Origin of the sequence: Bordetella ansorpii (genome assembly GCF_900078705.1) — a bacterium.
GTDB lineage: Bacteria > Pseudomonadota > Gammaproteobacteria > Burkholderiales > Burkholderiaceae_B > Bordetella > Bordetella ansorpii_A.
On record NZ_FKIF01000001.1, the window covers coordinates 49397 to 71352 of the forward strand.

The following is a 21956-nucleotide window of genomic DNA, read 5'->3' on the forward strand; positions in this document are numbered from 1 at the left end:
CTTGCGCCGGCGTCCGCGCGTAGGTTCAGCCCTCGGCGTGGATCCTTTCCCCCAGGGCAACGAGCTTGCGCGCGTACTCCTGCAACAGGCCCGGCTCTTCGATGCCCAGCGTGATGCGCACCGTCGTGTGGCACTCTCCGAAGTTGGTGACGTTGAAGCCGAAACTGGAGCGGTCCACGGTCGCAAGCTCATTGAACCCGGGCAACAGCCTGTCGGTGTAAAGCTTGACGTTCACATCGGCCCTGTCCTTTTCGGTAAGCTGATCCAGCGGTTTCTTCTGCACCCTGGCAACGTAGGCGTCGGTCGGCCTGAATGCCACATAGACCGTCCGGTCATCGGTGTTCGCGCAAAGCTCGAACGCATTGCCGCCCGTGTGGCCCGGTGGAATGTCGCGCAGCAGCTCGCCGCGCAACTGCGACGTGTTGTGCCGCACGCGGGACAGGTACTCCATCGACGTCTGTTCGTTGCCCCCCGACAGCATGCTGGCGATGTAGCCCTTGTCGTCATCCGGCACGTGCATTCTTCCCTGATCCATGCCGTCCTGGAAGCCGGTCCAGTTGTCGCCCTTGTTGAAAATGGCGGCGGTGCCGATATTGACGATATCCATGCCGTTCTGGAAGAACTTCGTGCCGCTTTGCACCAGCACCAGATTCAACACCCCGGACTCGATATGCGGCCTGGCCTCATGCAACACCCGAGCGATCTGCTCTTCGCCCAGGTGGTTCAGCGTGCAATCGATCACAAGCGTGCAGGGATGCTCGCGCTGCACGCCGAAGACATTCTGGATCAAGGCGACCGGATCATGCGGGTGCACCTCGACCTTCGCGGCGTTGTTGGGATGCGGCTCCATGACGATGAGGCGCTTTTCTCGCAATGCCGGGCTGTCCACCGAATCGATATCCGCGGCGCCTGGGAAAAGCGCCGGGGTTTCATAGTACGCCCCGGTGAGGATGGCCGCCGAACTCAGCTCTTCGGTGCTCAGCGACGACTGGATCTGCTCCAGCAGCGCCAGTGCATGTGGCGCACTCTCGACCTTGAGGGCGCCACGCAGCACGCCGGCATCGCCGCCAGTCAGGGCGGTGGGCTCCGGTCGCTTCAAAAGCAGATCGCCGATGACGCCGTCCAATGCCGGCGCCCGGCCCGCCCAGTCGTTCTGGAATCGCACGACATGGTGGATGTCCTGCATGGCCTGATAGAAATGCTCCATGTGCAGGGACGTCGCCTGGGGCAGGACATCGAGGGTCTGGAAATGCTTGTCATGCGTGGCGATATCGCTTTCCATCGCACGCACATGACCGCGTTGCAGATGCCCCTCCATGTCCTGGGGCGCGTCGCCGAACAGCCGCTCATTCAGCTGCGTCGCCCGCTGCATGATCACCGAGCGGTCCTGCTCCAGCACACCGGCCTTGCCGCTCAGGTCCATCGCCATGAACCGCGCCTGCGACAGCAGTTCGGACGCGCGTTGCAGCGCATCCGTCAACGCGGCGCACACCGTGGCGGGCATGCCGGGCGCACCGAACCGGTCGATGTCGCCGATGAGGTTGCGAACGACCTGAATGTTCTGCCGCAGGTAGAGCGGCAGGTCGCGCGTGTCCGACTTCACGCAGGCGGCGTAGGCGTCTTTCAGTTCCCGGAGTTGTTGCGGTGAACTCTGGCTCAGGGCGTCGACGCCATCCGGCGCGATCAGCGTATTGGGCATCAGCTCGACCTGACCCAGCACCTCCTTGACCGCCTTGGCATTCACGCCATCGAACGCCTTGTCCAAGGTTTTCAGCGCGCCGGAGACATCCCCCGTCCCGATTTTCTCCACCATGCGCTGCGCACAGAGCTCCGCGCACTCGCTGGCCGAACTGCGCAGTCCCCGGCCGCCCAGGAAACCATGGATATCCTTGTCGACGATATCCTTATGAACGACCTGCACTCCCAGCGACTCGATATAGACGCTGCGTACGCCCGCCAAGGTGCCAGGAACGTCCGCCACCGTGACCGGTGCGGTTCCGTTGTAGGTAAAGGCGTGGTTGACGGGATAGACCTCGAACTTGTTCAACTGCGAGCCAAGCGGCCCGAGCGCCGCCTTCACCTGTTCGGTCCGCACCGCCGCGGCCGCCATCCACAGGCCTGTTTTCACGCCTCGGCCATATCCCTCGCGCACGAGGGGCGACAGGGACCGTCCCAGGCGATCCGCATCGCCGGGCGTGTACGTCGCCTGCAACTGGCCACGCATCAGCTCGGCCTTGATCAATTGCCGCTGCTTCGGCGCCGACAGCTTCGGCGTCACCGTATCGCTCGAACGCGCCCCGAGCAGACTGACCGTTCCCGCGAACGAATGGAACCAATCCCGGAAGGCCTTCGGATTGCCGCCGGTCATGCGGCCATAAGCCTCATCGATATTGGAATGCAGAACCATATGCTTCTCGATGAAGGCAAGCACGTGCTTCACCGCGGTATCGCTCAGGTTCAAGTCCGGATTCCTGGTCCTGAAGTCGTGGACGGCCTGCGCCGCGCCGAATCGGAACGCGTAGGTGGCATCGCCACCGCTTCCTTTCTTGGCGACGTAGTCGGCCCGCGTCAGGGCATTCCAGATCTGCTCGACCTCAGGCTTGAGCGCCGGCTGCTTCTTGAGGTCGTTCTTCCAATCCGTCAGCGCCTTGTGGGAAACCGCGCGCCCCGTCGTCTGCTTGTCCGGCGCCTCGCCCAACGGCGTAATGGTCTGCTTGACCTGGGCTTGCAATGGCATGGACGAGGGCTGCGTGGGAGACTGCACGACGTCTAGCGTCGGCGTCACCGGCTCCTGGGGCTGCACATCGGACAGCGGTGACTGCGTGACGGGCATCTGGTCCGTGACCGGCGAGGTCGATTGATGCGTCGTCGTGATTGTCGTAGGTTTCAGGCACATGGATGCGTCTCGTCAAGGCGAATCGGATCAGGCGAAATCCAGCGGACCGGGCTGGCGTTCAGCGAACTCGGACACGTTCGACGCGCCCTCGACACCGGCCAGGTCATCAGCCACCGCGTCGCGCACGCCCATCAGGTTCGAGACGGCGTTCTCCAGCAGGCCGGCATCCAGGCCGGCCATGGGCAGCAGCAACATTGCGCGCACATCCTGGCTGACCGGATCGACACCGAGCGATGCGCCGCGCAGCACGTCGTGCCGCGTATTCAGTTCCAGCAGGCGCAGCGCCACGCGCGCTGGCCAATCCGACAACGTCCCCAACGTGCATTCGATGACGATCAGGTCGCTGCCCATGCCCAGCGACAGCTGCCAATACGCCCCCTGCTTGTCCAGGAACGCGCAGGCGCCGTCGGTGCTGCGCAACGCCAGGCCGGTACGCTGGTTCAGCCCGTCGATCAGGGTGGCGAAGTGGGAGGAAGCGGTGCTCATGTCTCTCCTTGCAGTACGTCTCGCTGTCAGAGACCGGCGCGCGAAGCACACTGCCGGGCGGGCGCGCCGCTGGCCAGGTCGTGCGCCGGGAGGGGATACCTATCCCGGGTGGGTAACACCCGCATCCGGTAAGTTCCCTGCGCCCGCCTGTGCGACAAGGCGGCCCGAAGACCGCCCCGCGCTTTCTTTCCACGCTGTTCCTGAGCCGGAACGCCGGCCGTCTATCGCGACGCGCCGGCCGTCACCGGCATCCCCTTGTCACGGGACTGGCCGTCACCCTCCGTGTCCGGCAGCAGGATCGCCACCACGCCCAGGAACGGCAGGTACGCGCACACCTCGTACACATAGCGGATGCTGGTGACGTCGGCCAGATGGCCCAGCGCGGCCGCGCCCAGGCCGCCCATGCCGAACGCGAAGCCGAAGAACAGCCCCGCGATCATGCCGACCTTGCCCGGCACCAGTTCCTGCGCATACACCACGATGGCAGAGAACGCCGAGGCCAGGATCAGGCCGATGACGACCACCAGCACGCCCGTCCAGAGCAGGTTGGCGTGCGGCAGCATCAGCGTGAACGGCGTCACGCCCAGGATGGAGACCCAGATCACGATCTTGCGGCCGATGCGGTCGCCGATCGGGCCGCCCGCCACCGTGCCCACCGCCACGGCGGCCAGGAACAGGAACAGGAACAACTGCGCCGAACGCACCGACAGGTCGAACTTGTCGATCAGGTAGAACGTGAAATAGCTGTTCAGGCTGGCCAGGTAGAAGTACTTCGAGAAGATCAGCACGCCCAGCACCGCCAGCGCGCCCAGCACGCGGCTGCGGCTCAGTTCGCCGCCCGGCCGCGCCACGCGCGCCCTGGGTTTGAGCAACGCGCGGTTGGCGCCATACCAGCGGCCGATGCCGACCAGCACCACGATGCCGAACAGCGCCGCCAGCGAGAACCACGCCACGCTGCCCTGCCCGTGCGGAATGATGAACAGCGCCGCCAGCAGCGGCCCCATCGCCGAGCCCACGTTGCCGCCCACCTGGAACAGCGACTGCGCCAGCCCATGGCGGCCGCCCGAGGCCATGCGCGCCACGCGCGACGACTCCGGATGGAACACCGACGAACCCGTGCCCACCAGCACCGCGGCCACCAGCAGATACGGCAGCGACGGCGCATAGGCCAGCATCAGCAGCCCCACCAGCGTGAAGCCCATGCCCACCGGCAGCGAATACGTGGTGGGCCGCTTGTCCGTATATAGCCCGATGCAAGGCTGCAGCAGCGACGCAGCGATCTGATAGGCCAGCGTGATCAGCCCGATCTCGGCGAAGCTGAGCTGGAACGAGTCCTTCAGCATCGGATAGATCGCCAGCAGAATGGACTGGATCATGTCGTTCATCATGTGCGCCACGCTGATCGCGCCCAGCACCTTGAACGAGGTGGTGGACGGCGCCGGCGCGGCGACGGAGGCTTGCGGGGTGGTCATGGCGTTGCGGGTCGAGGAGGGTCGAAAATCCGCCGTCGCGGCGGCAAAGCGACAGTGTAGGAAGGCTGGATCACACAGGAATGCCAAGTTTCGTCGCTAAAATGACATCCCTTGCCGCACTGCCACAAGGCGAATGCCGTGCCGGCATCCTTCCTCGTCCTCAAGACACAGCCTCCCATGCGGCGACCTTCTTCCGCTCATATCGACCAGGCACGCAGCCGCAGCGCCGACGATTACCAGGACCTGCCGCAGATGGTCACGGCCATGGCCAAGGAGTATGTCTCCAACGACCACACCGGCCCGCATACGCACCGCCGCGCGCAACTGGTCTATGCCGTGTCGGGCGCCATGCGCGTCACCACGCCGGACGGCCTGTGGACCCTGCCCCCGCTGCGCGCGCTATGGGTGCCCGCCGGCGTGTCCCATGCGGTGGAAATGCTCGGCTCGGTGTCGATGCGCACGCTGTACGTGCACGCGGACGCCGCCCGCACGCTGTGGGACCGCTGCCAGGTGATCGAGGTGCCGCCCCTGTTGCGCGAACTGATCCTGGCCTTGACGGGCGAACCCATCGCCTACGCCCCGGAAGGCCGCGCCGGCCAGATCGCCGCCCTGCTGCTGACCGAACTGCGCAGCGCCCCCGTCGTGCCCATCCAGATCCCCTGGCCGCAGGACCGCCGCCTGCAGGCCATCTGCCGCGCCATTCTCGACCAGCCCGGCCTGGAGCGCCGCCTGGAGGACTGGGGCGACGAGGTCGGCGCCAGCGGCCGCACGCTGATCCGCCTGTTCCAGGCCGAACTGGGCCTGAATTACCGTCAATGGATGCAGCAGGTGCGGCTGTCCGATGCGTTGCACCGGCTGACGCTGGGCCAGCCGGTGGCCCGGGTGGCGGCCGAACTGGGCTACAGCAGCCCCAGCGCCTTCAGCGCCATGTTCCGGCGGGCGCTGGGCACGACGCCGCAGCAGATGCGCGGGGAACGCGCGCAGTAAGAGGGGTGCGCACGGGGGCCGCCCGGCTCGCGCAACCGTGAACGCCGAGGTGTCCTGTGCCTTGGAAGGCGGCGGCCCGTGGCAAGTCCGGCCAGCGGACGCCTGTGGCCGCGGGGCGCGACCTCATGCCGCCGTGGCGCGGCCCCGTCCCTCTCGGACAATCAGGCAAACCGCTTTCGTGCAGTGCAGCATGGCGAGCGCGTGAATCGCCCCTTTATTTTCTGCTATCTGTAAGCATTTGCTGCGAGATGATCGCGAAAACTCATGTTTCCGCAAAAATCACAAAGCTTGACTCGGGCACCGTTTTCCGGTGTTGACGTCCCAGGATAGGAGTGTTTTCCTTGAATTGTTCGCAGTTTAACGAACGCATTAAAGGAGGCGGGAACATGAACGAGACCAACAACAACGACGCATCCGAGTACACCGTAACGGACGTCCAGCCGGATAACGAGAACGGCCAGACCTTCCTGTGGCTGCTGGGCATCGCCGCCGCGCTGGTCGTCACGGGCACGGGCCTTAACTGGCTCTTCGGCTGACGTCTACCAGGCGGTGCTGGATGCGCTGGACGTGCCGCTGGACGTGCCGCGCAGAGAATGAAAAACGGCCTGAAGGAAAAACCTTCAGGCCGTTTTTATTACCGCGTACTGCTAATCTGGCGCGCCCGAAGAGATTCGAACTCCTGACCCCTTGGTTCGTAGCCAAGTACTCTATCCAGCTGAGCTACGGGCGCTGAGAGGTGAAACTATAGCACGCATTTAAAGACGTGCGCAAGGGCAGCTCTCAAGGCAGGGTCGGATAATCGATGTAGCCATGCTCGCCGCCGCCGTAGTACGTGCTGCGGTCGCCCTCGTTCCAGGGGGCATTCTCTTTCAGGCGGCGCACCAGGTCCGGGTTCGAGATGAACGGGCGGCCAAAGGCCACCAGATCGGCTTCGCCGCTCTCGACCTTCCGGTCGGCCAGCTCGCGGTCGTAGCCATTGTTGGTCATCCACGCGCCCTTGCCGCCGGCGGCGCGGTACGCAGCCTTCAGCGCGGCGTAATCGAACGGCGTGCTGCCCTGCTGATGATCGCGCGGGCCACCGGTGGCGCCTTCGATGACGTGCACGTACGAGAGGTCGTACTTGGCCAGTTTCTGCACCACGTAGGTGAACAGCGGTTGCGGCTGGTCGTCGCTGGCATCGTTGGCCGGGGTGACCGGCGAGATGCGGATGCCGACGCGGCGCGCGCCGATCTCGGCCGTGATGGCGTCCATCACTTCGACCATCAGGCGGGCGCGGTTCTCGATCGAGCCGCCGTAGGCGTCGGTGCGCTTGTTGCTGCCCGAGCGCAGGAACTGGTCCAGCAGGTAGCCGTTGGCCGAGTGCAGTTCGACGCCGTCGAAACCGGCGTCGATGGCGGCGCGGGCGGCGCGGCGGTAGTCCTCGACGATGCCGGGCAGCTCATCGATGTCCAGCGCACGCGGCTCGGACACGTCGACCATGCCGCCCGTGCCATCGGCGTTGATGATGTAGGTCTTGGCATTGGCTCGGATGGCCGACGGGGCCACGGGCGCGCCGCCGTTGGGCTGCAGCGTGGTGTGCGAGATGCGGCCGACGTGCCACATCTGCACGACGATCTTGCCGCCCGCCTTGTGCACGGCGTCGGTCACGCGCTTCCAGCCCGCGAGCTGCTCTTCGGAATACAGGCCGGGCACGTCGGCATAGCCCTGGCCCTGGTGCGAGATGGCGGTCGCTTCGGTGATCAGCAGGCCGGCGGTGGCGCGCTGCTCGTAGTAGGTAGCGGTGATGGGTTGCGGCACGGCGCGCGGCGAACGGTTGCGCGTCAAGGGAGCCATGACGATGCGGTTGGCCAGTTGCAGGTCGCCAGCGGTCGTCGGTTCGAATAGCGTGGGCATTGCTTACCTCTTCGGGGGATGAGGATGACGCGGGCGGGGGTCCGCGCCGGGGAAAAGAGATCAGATATCCCGGCCCAGTTGGGCGAGAAACGCCGCGATGACGTCTTCGTCGCGCTGGAAGAACACCCATTGCCCTACCCGCCGGGTCTTGACCAGGCCGGCGCGTTGCAGGACGGCCAGGTGGGTGGAGACGGTGGATTGGGAAAGGCCGCAGCGCTCGAACATGCCGGCGCAGACGCCCAGGGTGAGCGGGTGTTGCTGGTCGGCGAAGTGGTTCTCGGGGTCCTTCAGCCAGTTCAGCATCTCGCGGCGCACGGGGTGAGCGAGGGCCTTGAGGATGCTGTCGGGGTCGATGGTGGGCGGGGTCGCGGGGGGCATATCGGTGTATTGGGATTTAGCGAATCTTATATCGTTGTATTTCGATATGCAAGGACGGGAGCCTGCCATGCGTCAGCGGCAACAATAAAGTTCGCCTCACAGGCTAGGGCGATCTGACCTGCTCGGATTTTTCACACCACCGGGATCTGGAATTTAGCTTCGGTTAGTAATCCTGATGCCACGTAAAGGCTCCAGCAGCGGCTTCAGGCCGTTGTGATCGAGCTCGTGCATCAACGCCAGCAACTGCCCCAGCTTCCCTTCCGGAAATCCGTTACGGGCAAACCAGGTCAGGTAGTGCCCGGGAAGATCCGCCAACAAGCGATCCTTGTATTTGCCGTATGGCATGGTCCAGGTGACCAGGAGTTCAAGATCTTCGGCGTTCACGGCGGTGTACTGTAGCCAAGAGGCGTAACCTACATCCTATTGATCATACAGGCCCGAGAGGACGCCGCCGGACCGCGCTGCCGAGTGGATACGGCACGCGCCGGAAAGCAGCAGGCGTGGCACGACATCGATCCTCCGGCTCGTCGACCATGAACACTGACAGGCAACCCCGATGACCACCGACTCAAATCCCTACCCCCTCGAAGTCCTCCCTCGCGACCTCTCCGCCTACCGCGAAGGCAACACCGGCATCCCCTATGTGCACCGCTTCGAATCCGGGGTTCCCGGCCCGCACGTCCTGATCAACGCCATCACGCACGGCAACGAGATCTGCGGCATGGTGGCGGCCACCCATCTGCTGGACGCGGGCATACGCCCCAAGATCGGCACCCTGACCATCAGTTTTGCCCACGTCGAAGCCTACGAGGCCTTCGACATCGAGAAGCCCTACGAAAACCGCCAGTTGGTGCACAACCTGAACCGCATCTGGTCGGCGGACATGCTGGACGGCGCCGAGCAGAGTCCCGAACTGCGCCGCGCCCGCGAGCTGCGCCAAGTCGTTGACGCGGCCGACATCGTGCTGGACATCCATTCCACGCGCACGCCTGTGCAGCCCTTCTGGGTCTACAACGAAATGGACCGCAACGCCGCGTTGGCCACCGCCATCGGCGCGCCCGTGGTGCATATGGTGATGCCGCAGGATCGATTTCCGGGCACCGCCGTCATCGGCCACGGGCGCCACGGCGATCCGCAATCCGACAGCGGCGGCTCGCTGGTGGTGGAATGCGGGCACCATTTCGCGCGTTCGGCGTCCGAGCTGGCCACCGACGTCTGTCTCCGGCTGCTGGCGCACACGGGCCTCATCGACAAGCCCGCCGACGCCCCTGCCCCACCCGTGCCCCGGCGCTATCGCCTGCTGGAAGTGCACATGGTCAAGAGCGAGGCGTTCCGTTTCACGCGCCCCGTGATCGGCTTCGAAACGTTCGGCAAGGACGAGTTGATCGCGATGAACGGCACCGAGGAGATCCGGTCGCCCTGTGACGACTGCACCATTTTCATGCCCACGCAGGCGCCGGTGATCGGCCGCGAAGCCGTATACCTGACGCTGGCGATCTGAAGCCGGGTTCAGTGCGGCAATAGAGACCAGACATCATGAAGACACTTCGATCAGTATTGTTGCGGCCCGTACTGGCCATGGTCGCGTGCGCGTCGATCACGGCCTGCACGAGCACGCCCCCCAGGCAAACCACCGATATCGACTACCGGAGCCGTTCGTCTTCAACGGCGCAGGGTCCGGACAACGCGCCAGGCTCGTCGCGCCCGCGCCTGACCATCCAGTCGGGCGAAGGGGAACGATTGAACCTTCCCTGGTTCGTTCGGCAAGCGCAGGATCAGGTCAATCGCAACTGATATCGGCCTGCGCCTGCGCCGGGATGAACCGATGAACCATTGCGACCTCCACTGCTACAAGGAGACCCTTGGGCTGCCGCCCACGGCCACCCTCGAACAGATCCAGAAGGCCTACAAGAAGCTGCGCAGCAAGGCGCACCCCGACAAGCACCGCGGGTCCGTGCAGGCGAAGGAACGCTTCCAGCGGATCCAGGCCGCGTACGAAATCCTGACCGGGGCCAGAAAACCCGCGCCAGCCAGTTGCACCTGCAACCGCCCGGGCCCGGACGGATGGCCGGAGCCGCCGTTTCAAGGGGACGGGCCCCAGGAAGATCCCGCCCCCCACGACGGCAAGCTGGACAAGTATTCACGCATCCGCCTGACGCTGGAAGAAATGTTCCAGGGCGGCGTGTTCTCGATCACGGACAAGGTCTGGGGCAGGTGCGAGACCTGCCAGGGCACGGGCCACCGGACGAACACGACCGGATGCCCGGACTGCCAGGGCCAGGGGATGCGCCACACCCCCGCTCGCATCGGCGTGCCCGTGCCCGCCAGAACCGCGCCGGGCAACGACATCACCATTGCCGGCGCCGGCCACAAGGGGAATGGCGGCGCGAAACGGGGCAACCTGATCGTCAGCGTGATCCAGGACACCAAACCGGATCGCCGGGGCGCGGCATTGCAGGGGCTGGATGTCGAAGTGCCCATACAACTGGACTGCCTGGCCGCGGCGCTGGGCGGACCCACGCGTATCGACGTGCTTGGCGTGCCGATCAACGTCAGCATTCCGTCCCGGGTATCTCCCGGCACGTGGATCGCCGTGCGCCAGGAAGGGCTGCGGTCGTCCAACGGCCGGGTCGGGGACCTGCATCTCTACATCTCGGGATTCGACGTCATCGAGCCCTTGAACGAGCAGACCCGCGCGGCGCTGCGGGCGGCGCTGGAAGAGGTAAACCGGCGGTCGAGCTGACGCCTTGCCCCCGGGAAGTTTCCGGGCGCCACGGCAACGCCGGCTGACCGCCGGCCCGGGCAGGCACCGCGCCCGCGCGGCCCGTCCCGGCAGTAGGCACCCCGCTTGACAACCAACCGACCAACTAGTAGATTGACAACCTGATTTCAACGCCCTGCCTCACTTGCCGTGAAGGCGTGGCGGTTACCCAGCCCGCCCACGGCGCATCGACAGACATGGAAGCAGCAGAACTCTCCCCTCGCGCAGCAGAAATCGCCGAGCACGCCAAGGCGCTGCTGGCCACGGGCGGCTACAACGGTTTCAGCTATGCGGACATTTCCGAGCGCGTGCGCATCGGCAAGGCCAGCATCCATCACCATTTTCCCAGCAAGGCCGAACTGGTGCTGACCGTGGTCAGGATGCACCGCGCCCAGGCCCTGGCCGGCCTGGCGGCGCTGAATCGGCAAGTGGACGACCCACGGGCCCGGCTGGACGCCTACACGGGTTTCTGGGCCCAGTGCATCCGTGACGACTCGATGCCCCTCTGCCTGTGCGCCATGCTGGCCGCCGAACTGCCCGCCATTCCCAGCGAGATCGCGCACGAGGTGCGTGGGTACTTCGAGGAACTGTCCGGCTGGCTGGCCACGGTGATGACGGAAGGATCGGCGCGAGGCACATTTCGCCTGAAGGACTCGCCGGTCGTCGAGGCCCATGCCTTCATGGCCACCGTGCATGGCGCGATGCTGTCCGCCCGCGCGCTCGGCAATGCCGAAACCTTCGAAACGATCACGCGGGCGGCCATCGGACGGCTTACCGCGCCCCCCTGAAAGCAAGGCTCGCATCCGCGCCGGGACATCGCCCGGTTTTTTTGAACCGCACAACCAATCAACTAGTTGATTGACTAAGGAGTCACCCTCATGCCGAACCCCATCTCTGCCCTGGGCCTGGGTCATACCCTGATCAGCCTGATCCCCATCGCCGCCGGAATCTACAGCTTCGTCCGCTATCGCAAGATCGACAGCGGCACGTCGGCTGGCCGGATCTACCTCGGGGGATTGACGCTGTCGGTCCTGACCGCATTCGGCCTGTCCAGCACCGGCGGTTTCAACGCGGGCCATGCGCTGGGCATCCTGGCGCTGCTGGTCGTCGGTGGCGGATGGCTGGTGCCGCGCATTCCGTTGCTGCGCCGGTTCCAGGCCTATCTGTCGCCGTTCGCGCTGTCGTTCAGTTTCTTTCTGCTGCTGGTACCCGGCATCGGCGAAACGCTCAGAAGGCTGCCCGCCGCGCATCCGCTGGCGGACAGTCCGCAATCGCCGGTGGTGCAAGGCGCGCTGCTGGCATGGCTGGTCATTTTCGTGCTGGGCGCGGGGGTGCAGGCATGGGGGATCCGGTCGCAGCGCAAGGCACGTTCGTTCGGCTGAGGCCGTCCCCTGGACGCTGATGCCTGCCGGGCCAGCAACGAGGCACGCGCGGCAGGCGAGCGCCCGCCGCAACGGTACGACACGTCAAGGAGACGCGCCGTATTCCGCGCTTCCAAAATGAAACGTTTTCCCACGCCGTTTCAGGTTTACTGTCGAGGGATCAAAACGGTCCTGACGCCCGCCGTGCGGGCGCCAGGCCACAAGCAGGAGGTCGCCATGCTGTCACCGATCGCTCCACTGGAAAGCCCCTACGTGCACGCGGCGCGCGCCGTGCGCCGCACGGCCGCGGCCGATGCCGCCACCGCTGTCGCTGCACAGCAGGCGGCCGAGGAAACCGCACGGGTGAACACCGTCGCCGCGCCCACCGGCATCGCGGACACCACGCCGATCAACCAGGACCTGCTGCGCGACCAGTACGCGGATGAGCGCATGCATCGCGCGATCACCGAGTATCAACCGGCCGCCGCGCAGTACAGCGCCGCGCAATCGGGTTCGGCGGATGCCTTGCTGCCGCTGCAACCCTATCGCGTGGCCCTGGGCAATCCACCCGTGGAAAGCTTCGGCGCCATGCTGCCGCCCATGACGCGGCGCCTGAACGTTCCCCCTGTCGAAAGCGCCGGCCTGGACGGCGGTTTCGAACGTGCCCGCCAGCGCCGCCGCACGGCCGCCGGGTTCTGAGCAGATCGCCGGCAGCGCATGGCGGGAAGCCGCGCCTCACACGATGTGCAAGGCATGGACGGCGCGGCCGCCGCTTTCAGGTTCTGATTGCGACGACGGGAGTACCATCCGGCTACCGGCGCGGCCACTGCGCGCGCCCTCCCCCAATCCCTCCGGAGCCTCCCTTGAAATACCGCAAACTCGGCCGTACCGATCTCGATGTCAGCCTGATCGGCCTGGGCACCATGACCTGGGGCGAACAGAACAGCGAGGCCGACGCGCACGCCCAACTGGACTACGCGCTGGAGCGCGGCGTGAACCTGGTGGACGTGGCCGAGATGTATCCCGTGCCGCCCAAGCCCGAAACCCAGGGCCTGACCGAAACCTACATCGGCACCTGGCTGGCCAGGACGGGCCGCCGCCAGGACATCGTGCTGGCCAGCAAGGTGGCCGGGCCGGTGCGCGATCCCAAGCGCCCTGGCCACATCCGCGACGGCAAGACCTTCCTGGACCGCAAGAACCTGACCGCCGCGCTGGACGCCAGCCTGAAGCGCCTGCAGACGGACTACCTGGATCTGTACCAACTGCACTGGCCCGACCGCACCACCAACACCTTCGGCCAGTTGGCTTATCCGTGGGTGCAGGACGAACACACGGTGCCCATCGCCGAAACCCTGGAGGTACTGCAGGATTTCGTGCGCGCCGGCAAGGTGCGCCACGTGGGCGTGTCCAACGAAACGCCGTGGGGCCTGGGCCAGTTCATCAAGCATGCCGAGTCCGGCCTGCCGCGCGTGGCGTCCATCCAGAACCCGTACAGCCTGCTGAACCGCATTTTCGAGATCGGCCTGTCCGAATTCTCGCATCGGGAAGGCGTGGGCCTGCTGGCCTATTCGCCGCTGGCGATGGGCGTGCTGGCCGGCAAGTACTTGAACGGCGCGCGTCCTGAAGGGGCGCGCCTGACGCTGTTCACGCGCTTCACGCGCTACAGCAATCCGCAGGTGGAAGCGGCGGCGCAAGCGTACGCCGCGCTGGCGAAGCAGCACGGTCTTTCTTTCGCGCAGATGGCGCTGGCCTGGGTGAACCAGCGCCCGTTCGTCACCAGCAACCTGATCGGCGCCACGACGCTGGAACAGTTGAAGGAAAACATCGAGAGCGTGGACGTGACGCTCGACGAGGACGTGCTGCAGGGCATCGAAGCCATTCATACGAAGTACCCGAACCCGGCGCCCTGAGCGCGGAAGCAAGGGCGCGAGCGCCGCGTCGCGCGGCGCCCGCGCCTGCGGGCCGGGCGCCTTCCATGTGGCGCCGCCTTGCTACAGACCCACCGCCTTCAGTTCCGTCGCGGCGCGGTCTCCTGGCAGGATGCGCGGCTGCCTGGCGTCGCGCAGGTCGGCCAGGAAGGTGTCCCGCCACTTCGCCAGGTCATATCCGCGCAACCGCTTCATCAGCGATTCGTAGCGCGACGCCCGCTCGGCCAGGGACATGCGCAGCGCCCGGTCCAGCGTCAGCGCCATCCCTTCGATGTCATAGGGATTGACCAGCAGCGCGCCATCCTCCATCTCGCGCGCCGCGCCCGCGAACTCCGACAGCACCAGCACACCGGGATCGTCGGGCGGCTGCGCCGCGACGTACTCCTTGGCCACCAGGTTCATGCCATCGCGCAGCGGCGTGACGAAACCGACCTGCGAGGCGCGCAGCAGCGGCATCAGCACGGAGCGCTCGTACGAGCGGTTCATGTAGCGCAGCGGCGTCCAGGCCAGTTCGCCCCACTTGCCGTTGATGCGGCCGGCGGCGCGTTCCAGCTCGCGGCGGATTTCCTTGTAGCCCAGCACGTCGGAGCGCGACGACGGCGCGATCTGCACGAAGGACACCGCCCCGCGATGGCCCGGGCCGTGCTCCAGCAGTTGCTCGAACGCATTGAAGCGCTCGACCAGGCCCTTGCTGTAGTCCAGGCGGTCGACGCTGATGATGAGCTTGCGGTCGGCCAGGCCCGACTTCAGGGCCACGACCTGGCGCGAGCGGTTGGCGCGCGACATCTCGGTGACCGACGCGGGATCGATCCCGATGGGATAGGCGCCCGTGCGCACCAGGCGCCCCTGCAACGACAGCACGTTGCCGGCGCGCTGCGCCTGCAGGTAGCGCTCGCAGTAATCGCCGAAGGCCTGCTGGTCCGCCCCGGTCTGGAATCCCAGCAGGTCGTAGGCGCACATCGCCTGCGCCAGTTCGCGGTTGGGCGGCACGGTGCGGAACACTTCCGGCCCGGGGAACGGAATGTGCAGGAAGAAGCCGATGCGGTTCTGGATGCCCAGGTCGCGGCAGAAGCGGCCGAACGCCAGCAGGTGATAGTCGTGCACCCAGATGATGTCGTCGGGCTTGAGCAGCGGCGCCAGGCGCCGCGCGAAATCGCGGTTGACCTGCAGATAGCCTTCGTAGTCCTTGCGCTGGTAGCTGCTGATGTCGGCGCGGTAATGGAAGGTGGGCCACAGCGTGGCGTTGGAGAAGCCGCGGTAGAAGCGGTCGTAGTCGCGCTTGGCCAGCGGGAAGGTGCAGTAGTCGATGCCGTCGTGCGAGGCGTGGGAAACCTCGATCTGCGCGCCGTCTTCGGCGACCTCGCCGTTCCAGCCCAGCCACATGCCGCCGGAGCCGCGCAAGGCGTCGTAGACGCCGACGGCCAGGCCGCCAGTGGCCTTGCCCGACGCGGCCTGGGTGACGCGATTCGATACGACGATCAATCTGCTCATGGTGCACTCCCGTTCGTTGTTCTTGGATGAAAGCGATGGCGAGCAGGACGACGCGACGGACTACTGACCGCTCTTGGCGCACAGCGCGCACAGCCAGCGCGCCAGGTCGGCGGGGCCGCTCAATCGCCAGGGCGCGACGGAATCGCCCGCCCCGATCTTGATGCCGTACCCGCCGGCCGCTTGCGCCGCGACGAACGCCGACTCGTCCGTGAGGTCGTCGCCGGCCATCACGGGAATCCGCTCAGCAAGTGCCGTGCCTTGCATGAATTCGCGCAATGCGGCGCCCTTGTCCACCCCATGCGGCTTGAGTTCGAAGACCATCTTGCCGGGCTGCACGTCGAACTGGCCAGCATGCCGGGCCGCCACGTCCCGCACCAGACTGCGCACGTCTTCGCCCCGATCCGGTGCCATGCGGTAGTGCACGGCCACGCCCAGCGGCTTGGGTTCGATCAGCACGCCGTTCCAATCGGCCGCGCCCCGGCGCAGGGCCGCCAGCGCCTCGGACAGGCCTGGCGGCGCATCGATACGATGGATATGGCCCGCCAGATCACGGCGTTCGGCCCCGTGGTTGGCGCCGTACGGCAGGGCCAAGGGCCGCAGCAACGCGTCGATGCTGTCGCCCGCACGCCCGGACAGGATCACGACCGCGCCGCGCAGCGCCGCATGCAGCCGTCCCAGCACCGCCACCGTGGAGGCAGGCACGATCACCTGGGAAGGCTGGTCACGCAGTTCGGCCAGCGTGCCGTCCACGTCCAGGAACAAGGCCGTACGCGCCGGGTCGGGCAAGGGGGGGGGAACGGCGACAGCGGATTGGCGGGATTCGGGGGATGCCAGCATGGGATACCTGCGCGTCGATGAACGGCGCGCGAGGAACGGCAGAGCATGATGACGGACGTCGCGCGTCCTGATGATGGAACAGAGTACCGCCAGGGACGCCGCCAAGGCGTATCGAGGCGTATCCGGTTTCCTGCGCGATCCGGGAGGCGATGACGAATGCCCGGCCCCCAGGCGGCGGCTGAAAGACAACGCGCCGCCCGTGGACGGCGCCGTGGCAAGGATCGGCCGGCAGCCGATCCCGCGTGCCATCAGTACTTCGACGGCACGAACATGTCGCCCGGCAGCGGGTGACGGATGTAGTCGGGGTGATGCTCGCGCTCGGGCAGCACGATGCTGGGATGCTCGACCTCGCCGTAGGGCACCTGTTCGAGCAGATGCTGGATGCAGTTCAGGCGGGCGCGCTTCTTGTCCACGCCCTCGACCACCCACCAGCGCGCCTCGGGGATGTGCGAGCGCTCGATCATCTCTTCCTTGGCCTTGGTGTAGGCCTCCCAGCGGCGGCGCGACTCCAGGTCCATCGGCGACAGCTTCCACTGCTTCAGCGGATCGTGCACGCGGGCCAGGAAGCGGCGGTTCTGCTCTTCGTCGCTGATCGAGAACCAGTACTTGATGAGGATGATGCCCGAGCGGACCAGCATCTTCTCGAACTCGGTGACGCTGCGGAAGAACTCTTCGTACTCGTCGGGAGTGCAGAAGCCCATGACGCGCTCGACGCCGGCGCGGTTGTACCAGCTGCGGTCGAACAGCACCATTTCGCCGCCGGCCGGCAGGTGCGACACGTAGCGCTGGAAGTACCACTGGGTGCGCTCGCGGTCGTTGGGCGCGGGCAGCGCGGCCACGCGGCACACGCGCGGGTTCAGGCGCTGGGTGATGCGCTTGATGGCGCCGCCCTTGCCCGCCGCGTCGCGGCCCTCGAACAGCACGACGATCTTCAGCTTCTTGTGCACGACCCAGTCCTGCAGCTTGACCAGCTCGCCCTGCAGGCGCAGCAGTTCGCGGAAGTAGATGCGGCGGTCGATGTCGCCGTCGGACGTATCGCTGGGCGCCATCGCGTCCAGGCGTTCGTCGTCCATTTCCATCTCCAGCTCTTCGTCGAGGCTGTCGATCATTTCTGCGTAAAGGCGGCGGGTCTGTTCGGAGAGGGTGTCGCGGTCGCTCATGATGTCCATCAGGCAAGTAAGGGCTGGGCCAGGGGCGCATCGGCCCGGCTCAGCGAAAACCGGCGGGGACCGGGCAGTCCGTCCGCCGGCGGCGTGATGCGTCCGCACAATTTATGTCGTTCGGATGACACCTATGTGAAACGGCTGCCAGAGCTTGATCGGACAGCCGTTTCAGCCGGAAAAGGCCGGCGAATGCCGCCCATCAGGGGCAGGCTTCGGCCAGGAAAACGATCAACCCAGCGCCGCCCGGATCTTCGCCGCGTGCCCGGCCAGCAGTTCGGGGTTCGCCATCTCGCCGGTATGCGGGCGCAGCGCCACGCCTTCGAAGCGCGGCAGGATGTGGAAATGGAGGTGGAAGACCACCTGCCCGCCCGCCGGCTCGGAGAATTGCTGCAGCGTCAGGCCATCCGCCTGGAATGCCGCGCGCGCCGCGATGGCGATGCGCTGCGTCTTCACGATCAGGTCGGACAGCGGCTCGGGCGCGATGTCGAAGAGGTTGCGCGCCGGCGCCTTCGGGATCACCAGCGTGTGGCCGTCGGTGCGCGGCATGATGTCCATGAAGGCCAGCGTGCTGTCGTCCTCGTAGACCTTGTGGCACGGGATTTCGCCGCGCAGGATTCTGGCGAAGATGTTGCTGTCGTCGTAGCCGGACATGGTTGCTCCTGGGGGATGTTAGGGGATCGCAGGCCGCCCGCGGCGGGCCAACCGCGCGAAGGCCCGATAGTAGCAAGCCGGCCACGGCCATCACGGCGTCCCCCATTTGGGGATGGACGCCACACCGGGAACACGGCATGCTGAACGAGTGTTTGCCGCTTCCACCTTTTGTTACCGGATGTTATAAGTCACTGTCGTGACATATCCGTGGTTGGCAGGATGCGTACGAAAGCTGGCTCCTGACCCCCATTTCACCGCCCACGGATGAATACAGAGGAGGCCCAGATGAAGTGCCCCGAGATCCCGGCATCAGAGAGCGCCCGATTGAAGGCGCTGGCGGAATACGGCCTGAGCAGTGATCGTCCACTACCCAGCCTGGACCCTGTCGTACAAATCGCGGCCCGCATGTTCGGCATGCCCGTGGCGGCGGTCAATCTCATCGGCAGCCAGCACGTTTTTTTGGCGGCCGCCACCGGCATCGAACGGTTCGATCCGCGCCGCGACGTGTCGTTCTGCGCGCACGCGATCAATCAGGACGAGGTCATGGTGGTGCCCGACGCCCTGCAGGATGAGCGATTCCACGACAACCCCCTGGTCGTCGGCGCCGTCTCCGAGGCCGCGCTGGGCAAGATCCGCTTCTACGCCGGCGCGCCGCTGCGTTCCCCGTCGGGACATGCGCTGGGTGCGCTGTGCATCATCGACGAACGGCCTCACCACGATTTCACCGCCGAGGATTGCGAACGATTGCGCGAACTGGCCCGCATGGCGGCCGACCGCATGGAACTGCGCCGTATCGAAATCTCGGCCGAGCAGACCCGCCGCCCCTTCGATGACTATGCCAGGGACTCGTCCACGGCCGTGGTCTGGTTCGACGAGCAGCGCAACATCGTGTCCTGGAATTCGGCGGCAGCGTCGCTGCATGGCCATGCCCAATCCGCCGGAGCGGGACGCAGCGTCGACAGCCTGCTGCTCGAGCGCGACCGCCCCGCGTTCCGGGAACTGGTGCGCCGCGCGGTGGAACTGGGTTCGGTCGACGACCTGGCCATGCCCGCTTCCCTGCATGGCCTGCGCCGCGACGGCACCACCTTCCAGTTGGGGATCTCGCTGTTCTGCTGGCGCGAGCGTGACCGCCTGACGTTCAATGCCCATCTGCAGGATCTCAGCGCACGCCGGCAGGAGGAGGAAGAACTGCGCCGCCTGGCCCATACCGATGCGCTGACCGGGCTGGCCAACCGGGCGTGCTTCTACCGCCGCGTCGAAGAGACGCTGATGCAGCCGCTGGCCGCCACGGTGCTGATGCTCGACCTGGACGGCTTCAAGGACATCAACGACACCCTGGGCAACGCCGTGGGCGACGCGGTGCTGCGGGAAGTCGGCCGCCGTTTGCAGTTCATCGGCGGGCCGGACGCCACGGCCGCGCGCCTGGGCAGCGACGACTTCGCGCTGCTGGTGCCCGGCATCGACACGCGCGACCAGGCGATGGCGATCGCGCATGCCGCCGTGGCCGCGATCGGCAAGCGCATCGACGCCGGCCACGACGAGATCAACGCGGCCATCAGTTGCGGTGTCGCCGTGGCGCCGCTGCAAGCCCAGGAAGCGCTGGAGCTGATCGGCGATGCCGATCTGGCGCTCGCCCGGGCCAAGGACATCGGGCGCGGCCAGGCCTACGCCTTCGTGCCGGCGCTGCGCATGGAGGCCACCGCGCGCCGGCTGCACGGCATGGAACTGCACCGGGCCGTCAACGACGGCGAGTTCGTGATGTTCTACCAGCCGCAGGTGCGGCTGTCCGATGGCGCGCTGGTCGGCGCCGAGGCGCTGCTGCGCTGGCGCCATCCCCGCCGTGGCCTGCTCGAACCCGCGGCCTTCCTGCCCGCGCTGGAAAGCGGCCCGTTGGCCGCCACCGTGGGCAGTTGGGTGCTGGACGACGCGTGCGCGCAGGCGGCGCGTTGGCGCGCGGACGGCGCGCCCGATTTCCGCGTGGGCGTCAACCTGTTCGGCGCGCAGTTCCACGTGGGCGACCTGGCGGAAGAAGTGATCCGCGTGCTGGCGCGCCACGGTCTGCCGCCCCAGGCGCTGGAACTGGAGATCACCGAGAACATCGCGCTGGACAACGACGAGCTGGTGCTGGAGGCGCTGCGGCGGCTGCATCGACACGGCGTATCCATTGCGTTCGACGATTTCGGTACGGGGTACGCCTCGTTGTCGCTGCTCAAGCGCTTTCCGCTGACGCGCATCAAGATCGACCGCACGTTCGTGCAAGGCATGCTGGAATCGGAACAGGACGCGTCGGTGATCCGTGCGGTGCTGGACATGGCCCGCACCTTCCATCTGGAAGCCATCGCCGAAGGGGTGGAGACGCGTGCGCAGCTCGATGCGCTGCGCCACGCGGGATGCACCGAGGGGCAAGGCTATCTGTTCAGCCGCCCCATTCCCGTGCCGCAATTCGCACAGATGTACGGACTGGAGGACGCGGCGCCCGCCGTAATGCGCGCCTGAATGCCGGTCGACGCCGCCAGCCGCTTCAGGGCGCTGGCGGCGGGTAATGCCTGATGTCGCGCGCCTTGGGCTTCGGTACCATGGGGACGCACTATCACCATGACATCAGGAGACACCATGAGCCGTATCCCCCTGCGCCGCCTGGCCGCGCTGTTCACCCTGTCCGCCTGCGCCGCCCTGCCCGCCGCGCAGGCCGCGCAAGACAAGTGGCCCGACCGGCCGATCACCATCGTGTCGCCCTACGCCCCCGGCGGCACCACCGACATCCTGGCGCGCCTGCTGGCCAGCCGCCTGCGCGACAAGCTGGGCCAGACCGTCATCGTCGAGAACAAGGCCGGGGCTGGCGGCAACATCGGCACGGACCTGGTGGCCAAGGCCAAGCCGGACGGCTACACCTTCCTGCTGGCGGCCAGCGGCCCCATCGTGATCGCGGGCACGCTGTATTCCAAACTGAACTATAAGCCGGAGAGCGACTTCACGGCCGTCTCGCCGCTGGCGCGGACCAGCTTCGTGGTGGCCGTCAACGCCAAGTCCGGCCTGACCTCGCTGAACGACATCATCGCCAAGGGCAAGACGGGCGACCTGTCGTTCGGCTCGGCCGGCTCGGGCACGCCCCAGCACATCATCGGCGAGATGTTCAACGTGGCCGCCAAGACCAGGATCCAGCACATTCCCTACAAGGGTTCGGGGCCGTTGCTGAACGACCTGGTGGGCGGCCAGGTGCCGCTGGCTTTCGAGAATCCGCTGCCCATCATGCAGCAGGTGAAGGCGGGCAACCTGAAGGTGCTGGCCGTGACCGGCGCCCAGCGCTCGGCCGCGCTGCCCGATGTGCCCACGCTGGCCGAGAGCGGCATCCCGGGCTTCGACGCGCAGCCCTGGTATGGCCTGCTGGGCCCCGCCGGCCTGCCTGCCGACGTGACCCAGCGCATGAACAAGGAAGTGCAGGCCGTGCTCGCGTCGCCGGACGTGAAGAAGCAACTGGCCGACCTGGGCGTGGAACCCATGGTGATGACGCCCAAGCAATACCAGGACTTCATCGCCAAGGACATCGTGAAGTGGGGCGCGGCCGTCAAGGCCTCCGGCGCCACGGTCGATTGACGCGCGCGGGTTGACGCATGGCGGCGAGACGGCGCATAGTCGGCTCGCCGTTTTTCAT

Annotated in this window: 21 protein-coding genes and 1 tRNA gene; 11 read left to right on the forward strand and 11 right to left on the reverse strand. The window is 66.5% G+C overall.

The window, feature by feature from the left end; translation table 11 throughout:
* Positions 1 to 25 precede the first annotated feature (25 nt).
* From A6745_RS00155 to A6745_RS00165, 3 genes are all read right to left on the reverse strand, one after another.
* Entirely contained in the window at positions 26 to 2896 is a 2871-nt protein-coding gene (locus A6745_RS00155) for a hypothetical protein (RefSeq protein WP_066122109.1), read from the reverse strand.
* 27 nt (positions 2897 to 2923) lie between these two features.
* Positions 2924 to 3382 carry a type III secretion system chaperone gene (locus tag A6745_RS00160; protein ID WP_066122110.1) on the reverse strand — a complete coding sequence of 153 codons (459 nt, stop codon included), beginning with the start codon at positions 3380 to 3382 and terminating at the stop codon, positions 2924 to 2926.
* Positions 3383 to 3603: 221 nt separating this feature from the next.
* Positions 3604 to 4854: an MFS transporter gene (locus A6745_RS00165; protein ID WP_066122113.1), complete on the reverse strand. Its 1251-nt coding sequence runs from the start codon at positions 4852 to 4854 to the stop codon at positions 3604 to 3606.
* A 177-nt stretch (positions 4855 to 5031) separates the two neighbouring features.
* Here A6745_RS00165 and A6745_RS00170 point away from each other — a divergent pair, with 177 nt between their 5' ends.
* Complete coding sequence (locus A6745_RS00170; protein WP_066123604.1) at positions 5032 to 5841, forward strand: AraC family transcriptional regulator; 810 nt, start codon at positions 5032 to 5034, stop codon at positions 5839 to 5841.
* 386 nt (positions 5842 to 6227) lie between these two features.
* Entirely contained in the window at positions 6228 to 6377 is a 150-nt protein-coding gene (locus A6745_RS28480) for a hypothetical protein (protein ID WP_156513232.1), read from the forward strand.
* Between the two features lie 117 nt (positions 6378 to 6494).
* On the opposite strand, the gene A6745_RS00175 is transcribed toward A6745_RS28480, so the two are convergent.
* From A6745_RS00175 to A6745_RS00190, 4 genes are all read right to left on the reverse strand, one after another.
* Positions 6495 to 6571 (reverse strand) — tRNA-Arg (locus tag A6745_RS00175).
* A 50-nt stretch (positions 6572 to 6621) separates the two neighbouring features.
* Positions 6622 to 7734 (reverse strand): alkene reductase, encoded by a 1113-nt coding sequence (locus A6745_RS00180; protein WP_066122116.1) that lies wholly within the window; start codon positions 7732 to 7734, stop codon positions 6622 to 6624.
* A 60-nt stretch (positions 7735 to 7794) separates the two neighbouring features.
* Positions 7795 to 8112 (reverse strand): ArsR/SmtB family transcription factor, encoded by a 318-nt coding sequence (locus A6745_RS00185; protein ID WP_197488064.1) that lies wholly within the window; start codon positions 8110 to 8112, stop codon positions 7795 to 7797.
* 153 nt (positions 8113 to 8265) lie between these two features.
* The gene (locus A6745_RS00190) at positions 8266 to 8496 is read right to left on the reverse strand and encodes a DUF3820 family protein (protein ID WP_066122119.1); all 231 of its coding nucleotides are present in this window, start codon (positions 8494 to 8496) and stop codon (positions 8266 to 8268) included.
* 172 nt (positions 8497 to 8668) lie between these two features.
* Between A6745_RS00190 and A6745_RS00195 the strand changes: the two genes are divergently transcribed.
* The 7 genes from A6745_RS00195 (at position 8669) to A6745_RS00220 (ending at position 14144) form a co-directional block, all read left to right on the forward strand.
* Positions 8669 to 9613: a M14 family metallopeptidase gene (locus tag A6745_RS00195; RefSeq protein WP_066122122.1), complete on the forward strand. Its 945-nt coding sequence runs from the start codon at positions 8669 to 8671 to the stop codon at positions 9611 to 9613.
* A gap of 35 nt (positions 9614 to 9648) precedes the next feature.
* The gene (locus A6745_RS27565; RefSeq protein ID WP_082852819.1) at positions 9649 to 9906 is read left to right on the forward strand and encodes a hypothetical protein; all 258 of its coding nucleotides are present in this window, start codon (positions 9649 to 9651) and stop codon (positions 9904 to 9906) included.
* Between the two features lie 31 nt (positions 9907 to 9937).
* A complete protein-coding gene (locus A6745_RS00200) occupies positions 9938 to 10855 on the forward strand; it encodes a DnaJ domain-containing protein (RefSeq protein WP_066122125.1) in 918 nt (305 codons plus the stop codon).
* 215 nt (positions 10856 to 11070) lie between these two features.
* Positions 11071 to 11661 (forward strand): TetR/AcrR family transcriptional regulator, encoded by a 591-nt coding sequence (locus tag A6745_RS00205; RefSeq protein ID WP_066122128.1) that lies wholly within the window; start codon positions 11071 to 11073, stop codon positions 11659 to 11661.
* 90 nt (positions 11662 to 11751) lie between these two features.
* Positions 11752 to 12255, forward strand: a complete 504-nt coding sequence (locus A6745_RS00210; protein WP_066122133.1) for a hypothetical protein — start codon at positions 11752 to 11754, stop codon at positions 12253 to 12255.
* Positions 12256 to 12471: 216 nt separating this feature from the next.
* On the forward strand, positions 12472 to 12933 hold the full coding sequence (locus A6745_RS00215) for a hypothetical protein (RefSeq protein ID WP_066122138.1): 462 nt from the start codon (positions 12472 to 12474) through the stop codon (positions 12931 to 12933).
* 164 nt (positions 12934 to 13097) lie between these two features.
* Positions 13098 to 14144 (forward strand): NADP(H)-dependent aldo-keto reductase, encoded by a 1047-nt coding sequence (locus A6745_RS00220; RefSeq protein ID WP_066122141.1) that lies wholly within the window; start codon positions 13098 to 13100, stop codon positions 14142 to 14144.
* 81 nt (positions 14145 to 14225) lie between these two features.
* Here the strand turns inward: A6745_RS00220 and otsA are convergent, their stop codons facing one another.
* The 4 genes from otsA to A6745_RS00240 form a co-directional block, all read right to left on the reverse strand.
* Positions 14226 to 15653 (reverse strand): alpha,alpha-trehalose-phosphate synthase (UDP-forming), encoded by a 1428-nt coding sequence (otsA, locus tag A6745_RS00225; RefSeq protein ID WP_066122144.1) that lies wholly within the window; start codon positions 15651 to 15653, stop codon positions 14226 to 14228.
* Positions 15654 to 15713: 60 nt separating this feature from the next.
* Positions 15714 to 16490 carry a trehalose-phosphatase gene (gene otsB, locus A6745_RS00230; RefSeq protein WP_066123610.1) on the reverse strand — a complete coding sequence of 259 codons (777 nt, stop codon included), beginning with the start codon at positions 16488 to 16490 and terminating at the stop codon, positions 15714 to 15716.
* A 248-nt stretch (positions 16491 to 16738) separates the two neighbouring features.
* Positions 16739 to 17650 carry a polyphosphate kinase 2 gene (gene ppk2 / locus A6745_RS00235; protein ID WP_066123612.1) on the reverse strand — a complete coding sequence of 304 codons (912 nt, stop codon included), beginning with the start codon at positions 17648 to 17650 and terminating at the stop codon, positions 16739 to 16741.
* 231 nt (positions 17651 to 17881) lie between these two features.
* Positions 17882 to 18304: an HIT family protein gene (locus tag A6745_RS00240; RefSeq protein ID WP_066122147.1), complete on the reverse strand. Its 423-nt coding sequence runs from the start codon at positions 18302 to 18304 to the stop codon at positions 17882 to 17884.
* 285 nt (positions 18305 to 18589) lie between these two features.
* Here A6745_RS00240 and A6745_RS00245 point away from each other — a divergent pair, with 285 nt between their 5' ends.
* Positions 18590 to 20800 carry a putative bifunctional diguanylate cyclase/phosphodiesterase gene (locus A6745_RS00245; protein ID WP_066122150.1) on the forward strand — a complete coding sequence of 737 codons (2211 nt, stop codon included), beginning with the start codon at positions 18590 to 18592 and terminating at the stop codon, positions 20798 to 20800.
* Between the two features lie 117 nt (positions 20801 to 20917).
* Entirely contained in the window at positions 20918 to 21898 is a 981-nt protein-coding gene (locus A6745_RS00250) for a Bug family tripartite tricarboxylate transporter substrate binding protein (RefSeq protein ID WP_066122157.1), read from the forward strand.
* Positions 21899 to 21956: the final 58 nt, after the last annotated feature.

Bases quoted from the DNA above. Each gene is read 5' to 3' on its own strand.
- A6745_RS00205 (WP_066122128.1), top strand. From the start codon at position 11,071: ATGGAAGCAGCAGAACTCTCCCCTCGCGCAGCAGAAATCGCCGAGCAC.
- A6745_RS00210 (WP_066122133.1), top strand. From the start codon at position 11,752: ATGCCGAACCCCATCTCTGCCCTGGGCCTGGGTCATACCCTGATCAGC.
- A6745_RS00170 (WP_066123604.1), top strand. From the start codon at position 5,032: ATGCGGCGACCTTCTTCCGCTCATATCGACCAGGCACGCAGCCGCAGC.
- A6745_RS00200 (WP_066122125.1), top strand. From the start codon at position 9,938: ATGAACCATTGCGACCTCCACTGCTACAAGGAGACCCTTGGGCTGCCG.
- A6745_RS00155 (WP_066122109.1), bottom strand. From the start codon at position 2,896: ATGTGCCTGAAACCTACGACAATCACGACGACGCATCAATCGACCTCG.
- A6745_RS00185 (WP_197488064.1), bottom strand. From the start codon at position 8,112: ATGCCCCCCGCGACCCCGCCCACCATCGACCCCGACAGCATCCTCAAG.
- A6745_RS00240 (WP_066122147.1), bottom strand. From the start codon at position 18,304: ATGTCCGGCTACGACGACAGCAACATCTTCGCCAGAATCCTGCGCGGC.
- A6745_RS28480 (WP_156513232.1), top strand. From the start codon at position 6,228: ATGAACGAGACCAACAACAACGACGCATCCGAGTACACCGTAACGGAC.
- A6745_RS27565 (WP_082852819.1), top strand. From the start codon at position 9,649: ATGAAGACACTTCGATCAGTATTGTTGCGGCCCGTACTGGCCATGGTC.
- otsA (WP_066122144.1), bottom strand. From the start codon at position 15,653: ATGAGCAGATTGATCGTCGTATCGAATCGCGTCACCCAGGCCGCGTCG.
- A6745_RS00180 (WP_066122116.1), bottom strand. From the start codon at position 7,734: ATGCCCACGCTATTCGAACCGACGACCGCTGGCGACCTGCAACTGGCC.
- otsB (WP_066123610.1), bottom strand. From the start codon at position 16,490: ATGCTGGCATCCCCCGAATCCCGCCAATCCGCTGTCGCCGTTCCCCCC.
- A6745_RS00165 (WP_066122113.1), bottom strand. From the start codon at position 4,854: ATGACCACCCCGCAAGCCTCCGTCGCCGCGCCGGCGCCGTCCACCACC.
- A6745_RS00245 (WP_066122150.1), top strand. From the start codon at position 18,590: ATGAAGTGCCCCGAGATCCCGGCATCAGAGAGCGCCCGATTGAAGGCG.
- A6745_RS00195 (WP_066122122.1), top strand. From the start codon at position 8,669: ATGACCACCGACTCAAATCCCTACCCCCTCGAAGTCCTCCCTCGCGAC.
- A6745_RS00250 (WP_066122157.1), top strand. From the start codon at position 20,918: ATGAGCCGTATCCCCCTGCGCCGCCTGGCCGCGCTGTTCACCCTGTCC.
- ppk2 (WP_066123612.1), bottom strand. From the start codon at position 17,650: ATGAGCGACCGCGACACCCTCTCCGAACAGACCCGCCGCCTTTACGCA.
- A6745_RS00160 (WP_066122110.1), bottom strand. From the start codon at position 3,382: ATGAGCACCGCTTCCTCCCACTTCGCCACCCTGATCGACGGGCTGAAC.
- A6745_RS00215 (WP_066122138.1), top strand. From the start codon at position 12,472: ATGCTGTCACCGATCGCTCCACTGGAAAGCCCCTACGTGCACGCGGCG.